At 39.1% G+C, this 18868-nt stretch carries 19 protein-coding genes; 1 reads left to right on the forward strand and 18 read right to left on the reverse strand.

Features of this window, described 5'->3' with window-relative positions; genetic code table 11:
* Positions 1-472 precede the first annotated feature (472 nt).
* Positions 473-901, forward strand: a complete 429-nt coding sequence (locus B9T29_RS10330; RefSeq protein ID WP_086175848.1) for a hypothetical protein — start codon at positions 473-475, stop codon at positions 899-901.
* A gap of 185 nt (positions 902-1086) precedes the next feature.
* On the opposite strand, the gene B9T29_RS10335 is transcribed toward B9T29_RS10330, so the two are convergent.
* From B9T29_RS10335 to B9T29_RS10420, 18 genes are all read right to left on the reverse strand, one after another.
* Entirely contained in the window at positions 1087-1734 is a 648-nt protein-coding gene (locus B9T29_RS10335) for a 4'-phosphopantetheinyl transferase family protein (RefSeq protein WP_086175849.1), read from the reverse strand.
* Positions 1735-1827: 93 nt separating this feature from the next.
* Positions 1828-3240, reverse strand: a complete 1413-nt coding sequence (der, locus tag B9T29_RS10340; RefSeq protein WP_086175850.1) for a ribosome biogenesis GTPase Der — start codon at positions 3238-3240, stop codon at positions 1828-1830.
* Between the two features lie 162 nt (positions 3241-3402).
* Positions 3403-4551 carry an outer membrane protein assembly factor BamB gene (gene bamB / locus B9T29_RS10345; RefSeq protein WP_086175851.1) on the reverse strand — a complete coding sequence of 383 codons (1149 nt, stop codon included), beginning with the start codon at positions 4549-4551 and terminating at the stop codon, positions 3403-3405.
* Complete coding sequence (locus B9T29_RS10350) at positions 4551-5252, reverse strand: YfgM family protein (RefSeq protein ID WP_086175852.1); 702 nt, start codon at positions 5250-5252, stop codon at positions 4551-4553. The genes bamB and B9T29_RS10350 overlap by 1 nt, the downstream gene beginning before the upstream one ends.
* 29 nt (positions 5253-5281) lie before the next feature.
* Entirely contained in the window at positions 5282-6577 is a 1296-nt protein-coding gene (gene hisS, locus B9T29_RS10355) for a histidine--tRNA ligase (RefSeq protein ID WP_086175853.1), read from the reverse strand.
* A gap of 3 nt (positions 6578-6580) precedes the next feature.
* A complete protein-coding gene (ispG, locus tag B9T29_RS10360; protein WP_086175854.1) occupies positions 6581-7702 on the reverse strand; it encodes a flavodoxin-dependent (E)-4-hydroxy-3-methylbut-2-enyl-diphosphate synthase in 1122 nt (373 codons plus the stop codon).
* Between the two features lie 24 nt (positions 7703-7726).
* Positions 7727-8518 carry a helix-turn-helix domain-containing protein gene (locus B9T29_RS10365; RefSeq protein ID WP_086175855.1) on the reverse strand — a complete coding sequence of 264 codons (792 nt, stop codon included), beginning with the start codon at positions 8516-8518 and terminating at the stop codon, positions 7727-7729.
* Positions 8509-9270 (reverse strand): type IV pilus biogenesis/stability protein PilW, encoded by a 762-nt coding sequence (gene pilW / locus B9T29_RS10370; protein ID WP_171264027.1) that lies wholly within the window; start codon positions 9268-9270, stop codon positions 8509-8511. The genes B9T29_RS10365 and pilW overlap by 10 nt, the downstream gene beginning before the upstream one ends.
* A 61-nt stretch (positions 9271-9331) precedes the next feature.
* On the reverse strand, positions 9332-10567 hold the full coding sequence (gene rlmN, locus B9T29_RS10375) for a 23S rRNA (adenine(2503)-C(2))-methyltransferase RlmN (RefSeq protein ID WP_086175857.1): 1236 nt from the start codon (positions 10565-10567) through the stop codon (positions 9332-9334).
* Positions 10568-10689: 122 nt separating this feature from the next.
* Positions 10690-11121 carry a nucleoside-diphosphate kinase gene (gene ndk, locus B9T29_RS10380; RefSeq protein WP_035265623.1) on the reverse strand — a complete coding sequence of 144 codons (432 nt, stop codon included), beginning with the start codon at positions 11119-11121 and terminating at the stop codon, positions 10690-10692.
* A 110-nt stretch (positions 11122-11231) separates the two neighbouring features.
* Positions 11232-11432, reverse strand: coding sequence for a Fe-S cluster assembly protein IscX (gene iscX, locus B9T29_RS10385; RefSeq protein ID WP_086175858.1), 201 nt, complete (start codon positions 11430-11432; stop codon positions 11232-11234).
* Positions 11433-11521: 89 nt separating this feature from the next.
* Positions 11522-12073 carry a phosphatase PAP2 family protein gene (locus tag B9T29_RS10390; RefSeq protein WP_086175859.1) on the reverse strand — a complete coding sequence of 184 codons (552 nt, stop codon included), beginning with the start codon at positions 12071-12073 and terminating at the stop codon, positions 11522-11524.
* Between the two features lie 31 nt (positions 12074-12104).
* Positions 12105-13388 carry a glycosyltransferase family 4 protein gene (locus B9T29_RS10395; protein ID WP_086175860.1) on the reverse strand — a complete coding sequence of 428 codons (1284 nt, stop codon included), beginning with the start codon at positions 13386-13388 and terminating at the stop codon, positions 12105-12107.
* Positions 13389-13593: 205 nt separating this feature from the next.
* The gene (locus B9T29_RS10400) at positions 13594-14007 is read right to left on the reverse strand and encodes a hypothetical protein (protein ID WP_086175861.1); all 414 of its coding nucleotides are present in this window, start codon (positions 14005-14007) and stop codon (positions 13594-13596) included.
* Positions 14008-14020: 13 nt separating this feature from the next.
* Positions 14021-16360: a fimbria/pilus outer membrane usher protein gene (locus B9T29_RS10405; RefSeq protein WP_086175862.1), complete on the reverse strand. Its 2340-nt coding sequence runs from the start codon at positions 16358-16360 to the stop codon at positions 14021-14023.
* A gap of 6 nt (positions 16361-16366) precedes the next feature.
* On the reverse strand, positions 16367-17077 hold the full coding sequence (locus tag B9T29_RS10410) for a molecular chaperone (RefSeq protein WP_086175863.1): 711 nt from the start codon (positions 17075-17077) through the stop codon (positions 16367-16369).
* Between the two features lie 103 nt (positions 17078-17180).
* A complete protein-coding gene (locus B9T29_RS10415; protein WP_086175864.1) occupies positions 17181-17693 on the reverse strand; it encodes a hypothetical protein in 513 nt (170 codons plus the stop codon).
* 908 nt (positions 17694-18601) lie between these two features.
* Positions 18602-18868, reverse strand: a 267-nt coding sequence (locus tag B9T29_RS10420) for a transposase (RefSeq protein ID WP_322853471.1), incomplete at its 5' end; no start/stop codon positions are given.

Genomic DNA, 18868 nt, shown 5'->3' on the forward strand with positions numbered 1-18868 from the left:
ACACACAACCATTTTCATTATCAATCCTGATGATGCTGAACTTAAATTCGTAAAAAATGCAGCACAGCAAACACAATTGAAAGAAAAATCAGTTGCACAGTATAGGGATTAGTGGCGCTGTACAAGGTATTAGACTTTCTTCCATATCTATTATTAATGGACAGCTAGATTGAACTTCTTAATTCAGCAGATTCATTTGATCTACGGGATTTAGCGAAAGTCTGGAATAAAGTGGTAAAAAATGAAGCTGCTTTAGGTGTAAAGCAAGTAAGACGCAGCAAAACAGAAAGAATAGAACCTCTATTCTTTCAGCTACTTTAGAAACAGCACTCAAAGTGCAAGGATGGGAGCAGAATAGTGAAGAACCATTTACCCATAACAATTGGTAAAACTTTACTTAAAAAACACCTATGGGTATTGCCTTATTTTGACTAGAATTATCTTTATCCCCCTTTTCAATAAGGCAATAATAATGAAAAATTCTCTTCTTATTTTAATCAGCAGCTTAAGTTTAATGGCATGCACGACTATGCCACATTCATCCGATAAAAATACTTTTCAGAATAACCCAATAAATTCGGCACCGAATGGCAATGCAACCAAAGAGGTGTCTGTCGAGGGCAGTTATACGGGTGAAATTGTAGGAGATTATAAAAATTCTAAATTTTCCCAGTTAAAAATTGGGATGTCACAACGTCAGGTAGAAGATCTAGTGGGTGCTTCAACAGACCAAAGAAGCTATCAAACCGCTAAAGCCTGGATACCCGTTGCAGGTGCTTTTTCTAAAGATCAATTCCGTATCGAAACCTATTATCCTGGTGCAGGTCGCTTACTTTATGCAAATAATGGAACGAAATTATATCGAATTGAAGTAGATCGTAGCGAAGATGGCCTTCAATAATCCTTGCGTCTTTCATCAACGATCTGCTCTAGTCGTATCTTAACTATTTATCCATTAAAAACGAGTGATATGCCTAACTCGTTTTTTTTGTTCTAAATTTTCTCTTTGTTGATCTGCCATTTATTCAGATTAATTTTTTATTCTTAATATCTTATTTTTCATTCCGTTATACAAAAAAACATATTTTAAGATGACAAAAAGATTTTTATTTCAGGAAAAGCAAACCCCTTACAGGAGGCTTCTGATCGCCAGGCAACCGTGAGCATGACCTTGCCCAAATGAAAGTTTTGATAGCCAAAGGTTCCAATTAAAGGATGACTACACAATCCCCCATCATGCAGCGGGTGAACATGGGTATCCAGCTCATTTAAGTTTAACCGCACTCCCAGTCCGGCAGCTTTTAATACCGCTTCTTTGGTGGTCCAGACTTTAAACCAATAATTTGCATCCTGCTCCAATTCATTCCAGTATGTTAATTCATGAGGATGAAAGGCATGATTCGCCAAGGCTTCAAATCTGACCTTGCGATCCAGGTCTTCAATATCCACCCCGAGATCAGGCATATTGCTACTGGTCGCCAAGGCATAATTTTTTTGGCTATGACTATGATTAAAATAAAATTGCGGAAAATTGATTAAATAAGGTTTGCCATATTCAGTCGTTGCCAACTGCTCTTGCTGAATTGACGTTTGTAACTGTTCTGAGAGTAATTGATTGCGGTAATGATAGATTTGCTGTTTTTGCAGCTGAATTTTAGCTTTACGATCTAATTCATTAGACAGCGTCACTATACGCTCAAGCGCATTCACCTCTACCCGTATCCATCTGCTCACTTAAGATCGTCCTCTCAAAAATACAGTTACATCTTAAAAGAAAAAAGCCCAAAGATCACTTTGGGCTTTTTCAAGATCATTTAAACCTAGCGATTAACCGCGTTTAAATTTCTTCTCGGCTTTCTTGAATTTCTGTACATAACGGCGCTTACGTGCTGCAGTACGTTCATCAATCTGAGTTTTACGCCCTTCAAATGGGTTTTCCGAAGTCTTAAACTCAATACGTACTGGCGTACCTTCAAGTTTGTAAACCTTACGGAATACGTTTTCTAAGTAACGACGGTAATCCGCAGGAGTTTTATCTACTTTGTTACCGTGGATCACAATCGTTGGTGGGTTTTGACCACCGATATGCGCATAACGCATTTTAATACGACGACCTTGTACCATACCCGGTTGATGCGCTTCGGTTGCATCATTCAAGATTTGAGTGATTTTTGCAGGTGATACTTTTAAACGTGAAGAATCATATGCACGGTGGATTGAAGGATAAAGATCCCCAACACCTGTACCATGTAGCGCAGAAATTAAATGTACTTTTGCCCATGGAATAAAGTCAAAACGACGATCGACATCAAGCTTACATTGCTTACGATCATACTCAGACATGTTGTCCCATTTATTGATCGCAATCACCATGGCACGGCCTGCTTCTAAAGCATAGCCAATTAAATGTAAATCTTGCTCAACAATACCATCACGCGCATCGACCACAACCACAATGACATTGGCATCTTTAATCGCTTGTAAAGTTTTCACAATCGAGAACTTCTCGATCATTTCATCAACTTTACCTTTACGACGAACACCGGCAGTGTCAATCAATGTGTATTTACGACCATCACGCTCAAATGGAATATAAACCGAGTCACGCGTCGTACCCGGTTGGTCAAATGCAACCACACGTTCTTCACCAAGAAGACGGTTTACAAGTGTTGATTTACCCACGTTAGGACGACCAATGATTGCTAAACGCAAACCTGTGTCTTTATCGTGTTCATCCGGATTTTCATCTTCAGGTACTTCAGATAATACTTCTTCAAGCATTTGCTGAACGCCACGACCGTGACTTGCAGCGACTTGAAGCGGCTCACCCATACCCAGTTTGTAAAACTCAACCAGTGCAGCTTCAGCGTGAACACCATCTACTTTGTTGGCAACAAGATAAACTTTTTTACCCAAAGTACGCAGGTCACGTGCAATCTGTTCATCCGATGCCAGTAAGCCGGCACGTGCATCTACAACAAAAACAATGATATCAGCTTCATGAATGGCGGTTTTTGATTGTTCCGCCATGTAGGAGTCAATCCCACCTTCACTTTCGCCAATACCGCCAGTATCGACAACGATGAATGATTTATTTTGATAAGTCGCGTCGCCATACTTACGGTCACGGGTCAGACCGGCAAAGTCAGCAACAAGCGCATCACGGCTCTTGGTAATCTGGTTAAATAACGTTGATTTTCCGACGTTCGGACGACCAATGAGCGCAATTACGGGTTTCATAAATTAACCTTTATTCAAGATCAGCCAGTAGGTCTGGTCTGAACAAGCAGAAACAATGGAAGAAATAATGGGCCAAAAATAAATAAAACACGGGGCATTGAATACTCAATCCCCCGTGTAAAAAAATACGGTTAGCTTAGTTTAACATAAGGCTGAAAAAAATTAACGGTTCTGCCAGATGCTTAAAGCACCCTTACGGGTCGCTACATAAAGTTGGTTATCAATCACACGTAGGGTACGCACTTCGCCACTGGTTTTTGAACGACCAATCAGCTGGCCTGTTGCCGGATCAATTAAATGCAATACGCCATCCAAATCACCCACCACCAGATCCTGACCCAAGATCACCGGATTACTGAGTTGGCGATTTAGCAGGCTGTCATTTTGCCATAATTGTTGACCTGTGGTCAGTGCATAAGCGGTTATTTTTCCATCAGCCTGAGCAACATAAACGGTGTTATTAAATACTTCAGGACGCTGGATACTGCTGGCATCTTCACTCCACACAATTTGTTGTGCAGCCAGATCCATCACCGTCACCTGCCCCTGGAAACTGGTCGTTACCAGGAATTGTCCAGCTACGACAGGCTCACCATCAATATCATTCAGACGCTGAATATCCGAACGTCCGTCACTGACGGCAACACGACGCTGCATACGCGGCACACCACTGATAATATCCAGCGCATATACATAGGCATTGGATGAAGCAATCAGAACAGTACGCGGATCAAGCACCACCGGTGTAGCAACACCACGCAAGCTGAACTGTACATTCGGCAGGTTATAAGTCCAGACTTGCTGACCTGTAGCAAGATCATGCGCATAGACCGTATCATCATTGCTAATGGTAATGACACGACCGGACTGAATTAACGAAGCAGATAAAATGGCGCCTGACAACTGTGCAGTCCATTTTTGCTCACCTGTGGCCTGATCCAGAGCAAACAATTGACCTTTTTTATTGCCGACCACAACAATGCCTTCACCGGCCTCTATACCCGCGCTTAAACCCTGCTTAGAAACTTTTTGTTTCCATAGGCGTTGTTTACCTTGATAGGCAGACACTTCACCATTTGGATCGACGGCAAAAACTACACCATTAGCGGCATCTAAACGCAGACGTAATGGGTCTGCTTTACTGGTCGAAGAAACACTTTGAGAAAATACAGGAACAAGATTTTTTGCTTGCACCAATTTAGGCAATGGATTCGGTTTAACCTCTTCCACCTTGATTTTATTGGTAGAACAACCGGCAAGTGCAAATGTTAAAATTGTTAGTGCAAACGGTATTTTGTATTTTCTATCCATCACGACTCATCCACTTGTGTTTCTAAAATTGGGCGTTCCACATCAGGATCATCAACTAAAACGCCAACACTTTCGAGTTTAATTTGTAAAATTTGACGTTCTTGCTTACGTTCAAGCAACGCATCCCATGCGCTCATATACGATTTTTTAGCATTTTCTATATCATTTTTAGCCACATAGACATCACCACGTGCTTCATCAGCAGTCGCCTTAAAGGCAGGATCGGTCACTGCAGCCAATGTTTTAATTGCATCGTCATATTTCTTTTGTGCCAGCTGAGCATAAGCTAAACGAAGCTTAACTACTTGCACTAAACCGGCATCATCCAGTTTGGAATTTTCAACTTTTTTCAAGGCACGTTCTGCATGTGCATAATCGGCTTTGTCATAAGCCAGCTTAGCCATCAACAATTGAGTTTGAATGGCCTGCACAGAATCTGGAGCTTCCTTAACAATTTTGTCCGCAGTTGCAGATAAGGCATTAAATGCATTGGCATCGCCTGAAGCACCTTTTGCATCATCCATCAACTGTTGAACTTTAGCTGTTTGCTTTTGAGACTCAGCCAAATTCTTCTTCTGCCAATATTCCCAGCCAAAAAAGGCAATCAACGCAATTAAAATCCCACTCATCATGGCAGAACCATATTTTTTAGTGAAAGATTTTAAGTTATCAAGTTGTTCTTCATCACTCAATGCGTTCATGGGATTAGCTTTTCCTTATGTTATTTGGCTTATTTTGAAGAAAATTTTTCGATGATAAATGGCACAAAATCAGCCACTGCAATTTCAGTTTGTTCTGCTGTTGCCAGCTCCTTGACCAGAATTTGCTGAGCTTCGGCCTCACGTTCACCAAAGATTAAAGCATAAACGGCACCGGCCTGATCGGCTTTTTTCATCTGAGATTTCATTGAACCTTGTGAACCGGTTTTTAAACGGATACGGCTATTGGCTGCTTCAAGCTGGTCACGAATCTGCTCGGCAAGAACCAAAGCCTTGGCCTGAGATGCTGGATCTGAAACCAGGAACATTTCACAATCACGAACAGGTGTGTTGTCTTCCACTTGTTCAAGCAGAAGCAACAGACGTTCCATACCCATGGCAAAACCAACGGCGGGTACCGATTGATCAGGTTTACCTTTGAGCTGGCCAACCAAACCATCATAACGGCCACCGGCACACACGGTACCTTGTGACCCTAAATGTGTAGTGGTCCATTCAAAGACTGTTTTGTTGTAATAGTCCAGACCGCGAACCAGTTTCTGGTTAATCACAAACTCAATGCCGGCATCAGTCAAATATTGTTGCAATTGAGCAAAATGCGCCAAGGTTTCTTCACCCATAAAGTCATGAAGTTTCGGTGCATTTTCTAAAATTGACTGAGTTTTCGCATCTTTAGAATCTAAAATACGCAGCGGATTCGTAGTTAAACGGCGCTGTGAGTCCTCATCTAAATCAGCTTTATGTGATTCTAAAAATTCAACCAATGCAGCACGGTAGTCTGCACGCTCGTCAGACTCACCCAATGTATTCAATTCAAGCTGCACTTTATCGGCCACACCCATGCGTTTCCACAAGCGCGCAGTCATCAGAATCAATTCTGCGTCCTGGTCTGGCGTTGCCACACCAAAAGTTTCTACACCAAATTGATGGAACTGGCGGTAGCGACCTTTTTGCGGTTTTTCATAACGGAACATCGGCCCGATATACCACACGCGCGGAGTGGCACCACGAAGCAGATTATGCTCCAGCATGGCACGTACACAGCCTGCTGTCCCTTCAGGACGCAAAGTCAAAGACTCAGGCGGATTACCTTTGTCCAGAAAGGTGTACATTTCTTTTTCGACGATATCGGTTGCATCACCAATTGAACGCTTGAACAGATTGGTCTGCTCAACCATCGGCAAACGGATTTGCTGGTAACCATAAGCATCCATAAGTGATGCTAAATGTTGCTCAAGACGTCTCCATGCAGGGGTTTGCGTTGGAAGAATGTCATTAAAACCTTTGATTGCGACAATTGAACTCATGATCTACTCAGAAAAACCTGTGCGAATAATCTCTTTGGATTTAGCTTCTTCAAGCTCGGAAACACGTTGACGAACCATAGATTCGATTTCATCAACCAATTGATTGGTATCGATTAAATGGCTTTTCTCGCCATTACGATACACCAGTGAACGCGGGCTTGCACCTACTACGCCAATATCGGCTTCTTTGGCTTCACCCGGACCATTCACTTTACACCCAATCACGGACACATCCATGGGGGTACGAATATCTTCTAAACGCTCTTCCAGTGCCTGCATCACTTTAATCACGTTGAATTCCTGGCGTGAACAGCTTGGGCAAGCAATGAAGTTAATGCCGTTCGAACGAAGCCCCAATGATTTTAAAATATCAAAACCAATTTTCACTTCTTCTTCAGGTTCAGCAGCCAAAGAAATACGCATGGTATCGCCAATGCCTTCCATCAGCAAACCACCGAGCGCAATTGCTGATTTCACCGAACCGGTACGGTAAATACCAGCTTCAGTCACGCCCAAATGTAGGGGATTATCGATTTGCGCAGACAATAAACGGTAGGCATCCATGGTCAAAAACACATTCGACGCTTTAACCGATATTTTAAATTCCTGAAAGTCCAGACGGTCTAAAATATCAATATGACGCATTGCTGATTCAAGCAAGGCCTGACCAGTAGGTTCGCCATATTTTTTCTGAATGTCTTTTTCCAGTGAACCGGCATTCACCCCGATACGCATGGAAATATCATGATGTTTTGCTGCTGCCACCACTTCACGGATTTTCACTTCGGAACCAATATTGCCCGGGTTAATACGCAAACAGTCTGCACCGAGGTCAGCAACGGCTAAGGCAATTTTATAGTCGAAGTGAATATCGGCAACCAGTGGAACATTGACCTGCTTGCGAATTTCGCCGAATGCTGCTGCTGCTTCCATGCTTGGAACGGAAACACGCATGATATCGGCACCAGCATCTGCACAACGCTGAATCTGCGCAACAGTTGCTGCCACATCACAGGTTTCAGTATTGGTCATACTTTGAATGCTGATCGGTGCATCACCACCTACATACACAGAACCAACACGAATTTTACGAGTAGGACGGCGCTTAATCGGATTTTCAATCATTGATATCGCTCTATTCTTGACCCATTAACGTGACAAACGGAAATCTGCTTTTCCGTTCACGGTATAAGATGACAATGCAATATTTTCATTGTTCAAGGTTAAAGTCACAGCTGATGCATCATCCAGACGAATTTGGAACGGTGTTTCACCATTCAATTTCAAGTTAGATGACTGACGGCCAGTTGCCAGCACTTTACCGGTTGCATCAACAATATGCACAGAAGTTGGATGACTGAATGCAAGTTCAAGCTGATCTCCCGACACCGCAGTCGAGTTATCCAGATTCAATACCTGAACATCAGATTCAGCTGGAGCAACTTCCTGACTGTCACTTTCTGTGCTGGACGACCAGTTTTGTATCGCCATAACAGCAACAGCAATTGCAACCAGTACCGCCAAAGTCACCAAAATGCGTTTTAGCCATTTCTTGTTACGGTCACTCTTAGAACCAGGCAGCTTGCCCATGATTTTAATCGGTGAATTGTTTAAGGCATGATTGGGTAACAATCCGGTATCATTTTGATAGATCTCATCAAAACGTTGAATAATAGAACTTGCATCCACCTTCAGGTATTTCGCATAGGTGCGATAATAGCCCTTGATAAAGGTGGCTTCTGGCAAAGCCTTATAATCATCTTGCTCTAAAGCTGTCAAAGTTTTTACAGGGATGTTTAAATCTTTGACAACTTCACTTAATTCACGCTTTTGTGCAATTCGAACTTGACGTAAGTACTCGCCTGGACGCTGAACATTTCCTAATGCAGTGGGTACTACGCTTGAACCATTCGATTGCGGTGAATTAGGATTTACTTCCATACGGCCTCAGTACTGTACTGTAATTGCAGATAACGTTGGTATTCCGGACTTTCAGGGAACAGTGCACGCAACTGGTTAACTAAAACCTGCGTTCCCATTGTGTCACTATTTGCCCGTGCAATTCGGATACCAATCCAAAGCGCACGTGCACCTTGATTCTTTTGACCGACACTACGCACAAACTGTTCATACAATTGTGTTGCAGCGGCGGTCTGCTGTTTTGCATAAAAAATTTCTGACAACTCTAACATTGAAACATAAGAGTCACGATTGACTTGCAGGGCCTGTTTGAATGTTTTTTCAGCATTCGAAACATCACCGAGTTTTAAGTAAATTCGTCCTGCATTTTCCAATGCTCTGTAGCGTTGATCATAGCCTAATGTAGCGCCTGCCACATTGAGCTGTTGAAGCGCATCATTATAACGCTCAATTTGATACAAATAAGTACCGTAGTTGTTACGCGCTTGTGCATTTTTCGGGTCGGCAGAAATCGCCCGTTTAAAATATGATTCAGCCTTATCCATGCTGATTTTACTGCCTTCTTGCTGCAGTAAAACGCCCATCATCATATTTGCCGTTGAATCACGAGAATCCACTTCAAGTGCCTGATCCAAAGCACGTTTTGCTGAATCCAGGTCACCCGATTTAATATATTCTGCCGCCAATTGAGTGCGAACTTTCACTGCCTTTTCAGGATCTTTTTTTCCTATTGTTGCTGGTGTTTGACATGCAGTAACAAAAATAGCAGACATACAAATTGTTGTAATAAAAGCTAATTTATATGCGGGCTTTCTCAATTGGCATCCCCTTTTATTATCCTTGAGTGCGCAGAATCTCATTTTGCTGCGCGACTTTCTTTTTCCACTGTTCCGCACGACGGGTACGGTCAGCAACTTGACCCACTAACTGTCCGCACGCAGCATCAATATCATCGCCACGTGTCTGACGAATCGTACACACAAAACCAGCATCAGACAAAGTTTTTTGGAAAGAAATAATCCGGTTACGACTTGAACGCCCGTATGGCGCATGCGGGAACGGGTTAAATGGAATCAAATTGATTTTGCTAGGCAAGTTTTTAAGCAGCTTAATCATTTGTTGTGCATGTTCAGGATGATCATTCACCCCATCTAACATTACATATTCAATAGTCACATGCTTACGCGAACTTTCGTTACCGTCTTTGGCGATATAACGCTGACACGCCGCAATCAATTGTTCTAACGGATATTTTTTATTGATTGGCACAAGTTCGTTGCGCAGCTCATCGTTTGGCGCATGCAATGAAATCGCCAAAGCAACATCAATGTCTTTCACCATTTGATCGATTTTCGGTACCACACCTGAAGTCGACAAAGTCACACGACGTTTCGACATGCCGTATGCAAAGTCATCCAGCATAATGCGCATTGAATTTAACACTGCATCATAGTTTAACAGCGGTTCACCCATGCCCATCATCACGACGTTAGTGACTGAACGTTCACGATCTGCCACTGGCACATCTTCCATATAGGAATAGTTCGCCATCCACAACTGACCAATAATTTCAGCCTGGCTTAAATCGCGCTGAAAACCTTGTTTACCGGTTGAACAGAATGAACAGTCCAGTGCACAACCGACTTGTGAAGAAATACACAAGGTTCTACGTAAGCCGCTACGGTGTTCAGCAGGAATCAACACGGTTTCGACTAATGAGCCATCACCATCGCCAACACGGAATACCCATTTACGGGTACCATCTTTAGAATAATTTTTATGCACCACTTCGGGCGCTTTAATTTCACAAATTTTTTCCAGTTTTTCACGCAGTTTGCCCGAGATATTGGTCATCTCGGCAAAATCAGTCACGAAAAATTGGTGAATCCATTTCATCACTTGCCCTGCACGAAACTTCTTCTCCCCCATATCTTCGAAGAATTTTTCCATTTGCGGACGCGACATGCCAAGTAAGTTCACTTTCTCGACAGCCTTTTGCTGTGCTGGAGCGGATGGAGTGTGTTGCTGTGCCTCAGAAACTGCTGATACAGCGACTGCTTCAGTACTCATGTGTATTACCTAAACCATGTCTAAAGATGAAAGGAGAAGCTCAATATGTGAGCAAAGAATTATTCAGGGAATAAAAAAACCAGATAAGTATAATAACACTTATCTGGCTTGAATACTGCGAATTAACGAGTACGTGGAGCAATCTCAGTTTGAGCGAAGAAGTAGTTAACTTCACGGTCAGCAGATGCTACAGAGTCAGAACCGTGAGCAGCGTTTTCGTCGATGCTTACAGCGAAATCTGCACGGATAGTACCAGGAGCAGCTTCTTTAGGGTTAGTCGCGCCAAGGATGTCACGGTGAGCAAGAACTGCGTTTTCGCCTTCAAGAACTGAAACAACAACTGGACCAGAAGTCATGAATGCAACTAGGTCAGCAAAGAAACCACGTTCTTTGTGCTCAGCATAGAAGCCTTCAGCTTCAGCTTGAGTCAAGTGTTTCATTTTAGTTGCAACGATTTTAAGACCAGCTTTTTCGAAACGAGCAAAGATGTCGCCGATGTGGTTTTTAGCAACTGCGTCTGGTTTTACGATAGATAAAGTACGTTCGATAGCCATGATAGGCTCCTTAAGTCAATTGTTGACATGAAAATTTGCCGCATTATACCGAGATAATGTGTATTTTTCTGCTTTTCATCTGTAAAAAAATACTTTTTTAAGATGAGTGCTTAACGTGCTTCGTCAATCCAGGCCATTTGAATCCCTTCCAGCAAACCCTCGGTAGATTTAGTCGGATCATCACTAAAGTCTGGTAACGCACAAACCCAGGCATGTAAATCGGTAAAACGAATCCATTGTGGATCCACATCTGGATGTGCTTCAGAAAGCTCAATCGCAATATCAATAGTATCTGTCCAACGCAAACCCATAGCTATTCCCAATATGTTCAAATCAGTTGCGGTACTTTAGCAAATTTTAGAAAAACCGCGTGAATTTCCTGATTTATCGGCACGCATTTTTATAACATGATATTAAAAAAAGGCGCACTCACAATAATTCCACTGGCAACCACTGCACCAATCAATGCACCCACCACGACATCACTAGGATAATGTAATCCCAATACCATCCGTGAAATCGCCACCAAAATGGTAAAAGGCAGCATCAGAATCAGTAGCATTGGCTGAATATGGCCCAGAACAGCACTAGCCATGACGGCATGCAAGGTATGACCAGAGGGAAAACTAAAATGGTCCAGCGGTTGTTCTTGCATTCGAATCACCTGATGAACCTGATAAGGTCGAGGGCGTACGGTTTTTTGCTTTAAGATTTTATAAATGAGCGTGCCTACAGATCCACTAAGCAGCAGATACACTAACTGCACCAGATAAAATACCCCTTCCAACATCCACAGGCTGGCCAGCATAATCAACCAGAATAAACCGTTGCCGAAACGGCTGATCATTTTAAAAAAGTAGGCCACGGCTTGTGAATGTGAAAAATGATTCAGATACAAACAACCTTTTAAATCCAGATCCAACATCGTTATTTTTGCTTTTTTAAAATCCATGATGATGCTCCTTTAAGCTGCTGCTTAAAATTTAGGATGTCATTTCCATCTCCATTGCTACCCGATACAATGCTTGCTCAAACTGTTGTACCGGGTATTGCCAGCCTATATGCTGCACAGCTTTTCGGGCGTCTAGCCCCATATATTTCAATTGCTTGTTACTCGGCAACTGATAAATTGACTGAATAAAACCTGTTACATCTCCCAATGAGCTTAACCAGCCTGTCTCACCATGTTTGACATGCAAATGTGCACTGGCATAATTATAGGCAATGACGGGCAAACCACTGGCCATTGCCTCCAGCACCACATTACCAAAGGTTTCAACCTGACTGGCAAACACAAAAGCATTTGCACTTGCATAGGCTTGAGCCAATTTTAAACCCGATAGATTTCCGGTAAAAATAACATCATGACTTTGGCACAGCAGCTCTAATCGCGCACGATCTGGTCCCTCACCTACAATAACCAGCTTGATATCCTGCTGGGTATTTTTCTTCATTGCGATATAGGCTTGAATCAGAACTTCAATTTCCTTTTCAGGAGATAACCGTCCCACATACAGCAAGACCTGAGTGCTAGATGTGGCCTGCCATTGTTGGCGCAAAACCTCTGAGTAATGGTGTGGAGAAAAACACATCACATCTACACCACGACCCACCACCTCCAAAGGGCAATCAATGCCAAATTCTCTTAAAATATATTCCGTATCTTTACTGGGAATACAGGTCAGTTGTGTATTGTTATGAAACCAACGTAAATAACGCTGAATTGGCTTAATTAAAAAGGCCAAATCGAAGTAGCGACTAAATTCTTGAAAAGGTGAATGAAAACCACTTGAAACAGGTATTCCCTTAGTTTTTGCAGTCTGTAAAACACTTAAACCCAAAGGACCTTCTGTAACAATATGCACCACATTAGGTGCAAATTGATCCAATGCATTGGCGACTTTTAAAAACTGTGGCCAGCCAAATTGCAGACTTGGATATCGGGGAATAGCTTGAGCTTTGACTAAACACTCCCGGTTAGGCAAAAATTCACTACAAGTCAGCTTTTGTTCTGGTCGAATCAGTAAAATTTTATGTCCTTGCTTTTGTAACCCCTTACACAACTGTAATAAGGAAAGTGCTACCCCATTAATTTCTGGCGGCCAGGTTTCTGTCACAATCGCAATTTTCAGCCGCGGGCGAATTAAATCATTGAGTATCGCGACATCATTACAAATGCGATCTTGCTTATTTTTTTTAAAATAAAATTGGAAATTTTCTGGAAAATTTTGTTGTTTTAGCAGGCTGGTCGCATATAAAGTCGCCATACAACACCTATATCGTTATTTTAGATTTAGCATAGACGTTATTTCTTTCAGTTTGATGATCTTTAGATGACCGTTTATTGAAACAATGTGTACCCTAACAATCCATTAAAGACAGACCACCACCTCTAAATCCAACTATTTTAAGCAGCTCTTTTTAGTTCTATTTTTAATTACAGACAAGCTTCCACTGGCATACAAAGTATAATTAAAATGATAGGTTTACGTATATTACATCGCTATATATACCAACTGGGGTACGTATAGAAGGCTGTTCTTCCAATCGCACCGCAATGACATATTTACTATCTTTTGAATTTTTAGATTGGGACAGAGGAACATTCCATTGATTTCTTACCGGACCAGAAATACTCATTCTAGTTTTTAAGCGATAAGCACCATTCGATACATAACTTGAACCATCTGAACTACGCAAATTTTGACTGCTAAATTTGATTGCATAAGATTGGTCGCAAAAAACTCTAAAAGAAGTTGCAGCAAAACTATGATAATAATCTGCCAAATGCATTACGGGTTCAGATATAGCATTTAAATAACATTGTCCCGCATTCACTAAAGCACTATTTGCATACAATAAAGTCACTATTATAATTTTTTTCATTGTAATACCCTCTCTAGCGACAAATTACATCCATAATGGACTGCTCTACCGCTTTTTGGTTTTGATTTGACACTTCAAAAACACCCTGACATGTCTGGCCGCCTTTGATTTTAGCTAACAACCTATATTTATTCGGTTTTAATCCATATAAATACACTCTACCCTGAGCATCTACTGGGAAGTACTGACTGTCTTCATCATTGATATAAACTTCGCTTGTACGAGGCATAAGTTGATTGCTTTTATCTAATAAACGCAAAACCACTTGTTGGGTGTGATATACAGGAAAATTTAGAATATAACCTCGTTGATTTAAGCCAATCATTTTTTGACTCGAATAATCAAACGCATCTTCAATTGCTAACTGATTTTGATCGAATGAAATATCATAAGGAATATAAGGAATAATATTATGTACAAACAAATAACCATTTTTATTGGTGCTGCCTACAGGCGATAATGACCTTGTAACATCAATCTCTGGAGAATCCTCAACTTTAACTAAAGCAAATGCATTATCTACAGATTTTGTTAATGCCACTTTCCCGCCTAACCAAACAATAGCCCCACGATAAATCACCTGATTGTTTTCATACTCATCAGATTGATCCAATTGAACACGTAAATCGCCGACACTTGATTTTAATAAACCAGAAGCTTGATAAGCTAAATTTCCACGACGCTGATTTGCACCCAAAACATAATCAAATCCAGTTTGTGCTGGTGATGCTTTAACAAATTGTACCCTTGTTTCATTATCAGTTGAGTGTGAAAAATAAGCATTCTTATTATTCCCTAGACTATAATTTAAAGATAAATATCCACCAGAATCTTGTTCACCTTTAAATTCTTTAAAACATGAAACACTTAATGAAAGATTTGGGTGTAGCATTCTAGAAATACCAATATTTAATATACGACTATCTGAAATGTTAAAATTATTACCTTCATAATAACTTCGTTCCAAATAATTTAAATTAAAATTATTTATTATTGGTAAATCATACATACTAAAATAAAAAATATAATCATATTTTGGAATAAGAACTTCATTATCATAACCCAAAGTTTTATAATTATTAGTAGAATACTGCCCACTAAAACCTAAATAAATATTATTTAGGTTTCGACTAATCGAACCACCAACTGAATAACCAGACCCATTATTACTATCACTTCCTGCAATAAATGTATCTAATAATGCATATTTGCTAATTGCTTGAGTCCATAATAAACCTAAGTTTTTTACTTTTTCACTATATGCAGCATTCAAGCCCAATGTCGTTAAGTTACCTATACCTCGTCTAAAATAAACATTAGAAAAAAATTCCCTATAATCATTACTTTGGAGATCATAATTATATCTAATTTTACCTAACGAAATATTATATTCATTTAACTTAGGTTTAAGCAATTTGTTATTTATATATACAGGAAAACTTTGAACAGTTTTATTCCCCAAAATATCTTCAACAATGACCTGAGCATCTCCAGATTGCTGAATCAATGCTCCAGGTTGTAAAGTATAACTCCCCGGAGTAATTCTCTGTTGAGAAATACTTACACCATTAATATACAAATCAACTGTTGAGGGTAAAACAGCACTTCCTTTTAAAGTCGGCATATTCCAATAAATATAATCAGGCCGAGCTGTAAAATTTGTGCCAAAACTTACCCCCCCATAACGTACTGAATTAACAAAAGGGTTGGATATAGTGGTGGTATCACCAATTGTTAAACTTAAAAACTTATCAGGAAAATCCAGATCAAAAGCTGATCTTAGACGAACTACTTTTTCTTCCTTTACTTCTTCTAGTGCAAGAGCTGGTTCTTCTTTATTCTCATCTAAGCCTCGTACAAGTATGGAATTTTGAAACAGCCAATAATCTTTAAACACACCTAATTCTGCTAATGAATTAAAATTTTTATCTTGTGAAGTCTGCCCATAAAACAGATCATAATTTAGAAACGCACCAAAAGCCGCCCTGTCAGGCATAATTAATTGTTCTTGGTTTATTTTTTTGACCTGAAAGTATTCAGCGGGTACCGTTATTTTCACAGACTGTACATGTGGATCTATTTCAGCAAGAACTGGATTCATTGAAATTAAACAAAAATCTTGTTTTATTGGATGTTTAGGAAAAAATCCCCCCCTCAATTCCAAAGTATTTAAAGCTTGGCACTCTATGTATATTTTTTTATCTTCTTCAAATATAAGTGTTTCTAAATTTTTATCTATACCATTTAACCAGACACTACTAAAGACAACATTGTTCTCCTCCGCATTTACCTGTTGAACAGGTAGCACTATATTTAAAAATATGCATGGCAAAAACAATATAATTTTTTGCATAATCCATCACCCTGACAAATTAAATTCCATCGGCAATTCACTTCTATCTGTTTCAATGATTAATTTATATTTATGAAAATCCCCCAACTTAATCTCACCAAAATTAAAATTTTGTTGCTGATTATTAAGTAAATATTTCATGTCTGTCGTAACTGCAATTTCTTTTTTATTGTCGTCGAGAATGGTTATTTTTTTAATTTGGACATGCGTATTGGTATCATTTTTCACATTTAATGAAAGCTGTGATCCGTTGTATATTGGATTAAAGTTTAGCTTAACCTTTTCTTGTATCCCAACGAAGAGGGGCATAGAAATATTAAATAGGAAATTGACCTTAGATTCTTTTACAGTTGGGGCAATTTCATTAAAAATGATTCGCCAAGTTTCTTCTTTTTTTTGGGGTTGCATTTGAGTAAAACCCACCCGAACAATCTGCTTACTATTGGGCTGTAATACAAAGTTTTTAGGATTGATCACCACAGAAGTATCAGGTTCCAAAACATCCTCCCCTTCTGCATTTTGCGCCCATTTCACGGCAGAAACTTCAAATATTTTAGGTTGATCAGATTCGTTATAATCCAATGTAACGGTAGCACTACGCTGTTTTTTAATATCCGAAATATACAGCTGAATAGGCGTAATTTTTAGTCCTGCATAAATTGTCTGTGAACATGCCAATACTATAGAAATAGCGAACATCGAAAATAACTTATTCATTCTTCCCCTACCAATTAATTTTTTATTTTGAAATCTTGATATTTTTATAGGGAAATTAGGATCACTAAAAAGTAACCCTAACTTCTTTGATTCTAATTAAAAATTAGAATGAAACAGCAATTCGTAATTCTTCACTATAAGTACCTACTGGTTTAGATACCCCAACTTGCGGACTTACAACAGTTACATCATATGGGGTCCAACCACCTGGTGTAAATGGTTGAGATCCTGTTGTAGCATTCAAAGGAATAGTTGTTGTGCCATTACGTTTAGTGGTAATTGAAATAGGAATTGTATTACTGCCCATTTTAAGATTAGAACCATTTGCAGTTGTTAAACCAATTTTAAACAGTGCATTTGCCCCCACACGGAAACTACCTGTTGCAGTGTCGCCACCCACTTTATCTTGTAAAGTTAAGGTAGGAGTAAGTACTTGTAGTTCACAATGTGGTTCAACTTTAAGTTTAATATCAATTTTTCCACTACAATCTGTATCACAACCTGATGGAGGGGGTGGAGTTGGTATACCTCGTGCCAAATCATCTTCTGCATAAACGCCTGTTGCACAAACGCCAAGTACGAATGCCGCTAATGCAGCTTGTGTCATTTTATTCATGATTTTCTCCATTTCTTTTTTTATAAAAGAATATGTATATGTAGTTATTTTAACGATTACGCTGCAACTCTTTTTATTATGAGTAAGATTACGTAACCGTTGACCTATCTTATTATCTTTAATTCAAAAAAATACAAAAGCTTTATTATTCACAATATATTTTTCTTTTGTTGTTTTTTAATTCACTATCTAAGCTTATCACTATATTTATAAAGGCTTATAACGTAAAATAAAATGATACAATTTTTAAATGTTTCCAATTATGTAGAATAAAAATTCAAAAGCACACGTTAATTTTTTAAGTTATTAATTTTATTGTATTTTTTTAAATACATTTCTTTACACAGAAAATAAATAAAGTTACTTAATTTACAAAAGTTTATAAATTAATGCTAATTATTTAGCAAATATGTGAATTTGTCGTCATTTTTTCTTTATCTTTCATACATCACCACTTCCCTTTAGGCATAAAAATATCTACTCCAGACTCCTAGTAATAAATAAATTAATTTAAAAATAAATATTTAAAGAAAAATTAAGCATATATAAATAATTTTTATAAAAAATGGTTAGAAAAATTTATTTTTTTATATTTGTTTTTATTTAATTCGAAGCTTTTCCCAACCGTAATCTATCGTACTTACTTTAATACAGTATGTAATATTTAATCCTCATAACATTATAAATCGATCTACTTTTTTAGACAAAATAATTCATGTAAATATTTATAAAATATATAAGGTGAATGTTCATTAAATTAAAATTCTATCTATTAATGATGAGCTATTAGATATAATAATTTTATACCTGTTTTTTACTCTTGGTTATTTAAAGTAGATAATTATAAAAATAGCTATAATGCAATCCGATTTTTAGATATTAAATCCTATTATTAACCTGAATCCTGCTTAAGCCGATAATTCCATTACTCGAATAGCTGGCTTGTTTTGATGGCATAACTGGTAAGCACATAAAGATGCATAAATTCCAGCTAAGTACCCTTCAATGCTTCTCGCTTTACTCGTCACCAAATGATATTTCCCTTTTAACAGGCTGAATAAAGTCTCTATTTTATTACGCTGCTTTAAGTGATATTCATCTGATATTGAGAGTTGCACAGATTTCATATTCTTTCGGTGATAGGTAATTAAATCAGTACCTTGTACTTTTAATCT

This window comes from Acinetobacter sp. ANC 3903 (assembly GCF_002135315.1).
Taxonomy (GTDB): domain Bacteria; phylum Pseudomonadota; class Gammaproteobacteria; order Pseudomonadales; family Moraxellaceae; genus Acinetobacter.

Bases quoted from the DNA above. Each gene is read 5' to 3' on its own strand.
- ndk (WP_035265623.1), bottom strand. From the start codon at position 11,121: ATGGCTATCGAACGTACTTTATCTATCGTAAAACCAGACGCAGTTGCT.
- B9T29_RS10400 (WP_086175861.1), bottom strand. From the start codon at position 14,007: ATGAAAAAAATTATAATAGTGACTTTATTGTATGCAAATAGTGCTTTA.
- B9T29_RS10395 (WP_086175860.1), bottom strand. From the start codon at position 13,388: ATGGCGACTTTATATGCGACCAGCCTGCTAAAACAACAAAATTTTCCA.
- B9T29_RS10390 (WP_086175859.1), bottom strand. From the start codon at position 12,073: ATGGATTTTAAAAAAGCAAAAATAACGATGTTGGATCTGGATTTAAAA.
- B9T29_RS10350 (WP_086175852.1), bottom strand. From the start codon at position 5,252: ATGAACGCATTGAGTGATGAAGAACAACTTGATAACTTAAAATCTTTC.
- B9T29_RS10330 (WP_086175848.1), top strand. From the start codon at position 473: ATGAAAAATTCTCTTCTTATTTTAATCAGCAGCTTAAGTTTAATGGCA.
- pilW (WP_171264027.1), bottom strand. From the start codon at position 9,270: ATGTCTGCTATTTTTGTTACTGCATGTCAAACACCAGCAACAATAGGA.
- B9T29_RS10410 (WP_086175863.1), bottom strand. From the start codon at position 17,077: ATGAATAAGTTATTTTCGATGTTCGCTATTTCTATAGTATTGGCATGT.
- bamB (WP_086175851.1), bottom strand. From the start codon at position 4,551: ATGGATAGAAAATACAAAATACCGTTTGCACTAACAATTTTAACATTT.
- iscX (WP_086175858.1), bottom strand. From the start codon at position 11,432: ATGGGTTTGCGTTGGACAGATACTATTGATATTGCGATTGAGCTTTCT.
- hisS (WP_086175853.1), bottom strand. From the start codon at position 6,577: ATGAGTTCAATTGTCGCAATCAAAGGTTTTAATGACATTCTTCCAACG.
- B9T29_RS10415 (WP_086175864.1), bottom strand. From the start codon at position 17,693: ATGAATAAAATGACACAAGCTGCATTAGCGGCATTCGTACTTGGCGTT.
- B9T29_RS10405 (WP_086175862.1), bottom strand. From the start codon at position 16,360: ATGCAAAAAATTATATTGTTTTTGCCATGCATATTTTTAAATATAGTG.
- B9T29_RS10365 (WP_086175855.1), bottom strand. From the start codon at position 8,518: ATGGAAGTAAATCCTAATTCACCGCAATCGAATGGTTCAAGCGTAGTA.
- rlmN (WP_086175857.1), bottom strand. From the start codon at position 10,567: ATGAGTACTGAAGCAGTCGCTGTATCAGCAGTTTCTGAGGCACAGCAA.
- der (WP_086175850.1), bottom strand. From the start codon at position 3,240: ATGAAACCCGTAATTGCGCTCATTGGTCGTCCGAACGTCGGAAAATCA.
- ispG (WP_086175854.1), bottom strand. From the start codon at position 7,702: ATGATTGAAAATCCGATTAAGCGCCGTCCTACTCGTAAAATTCGTGTT.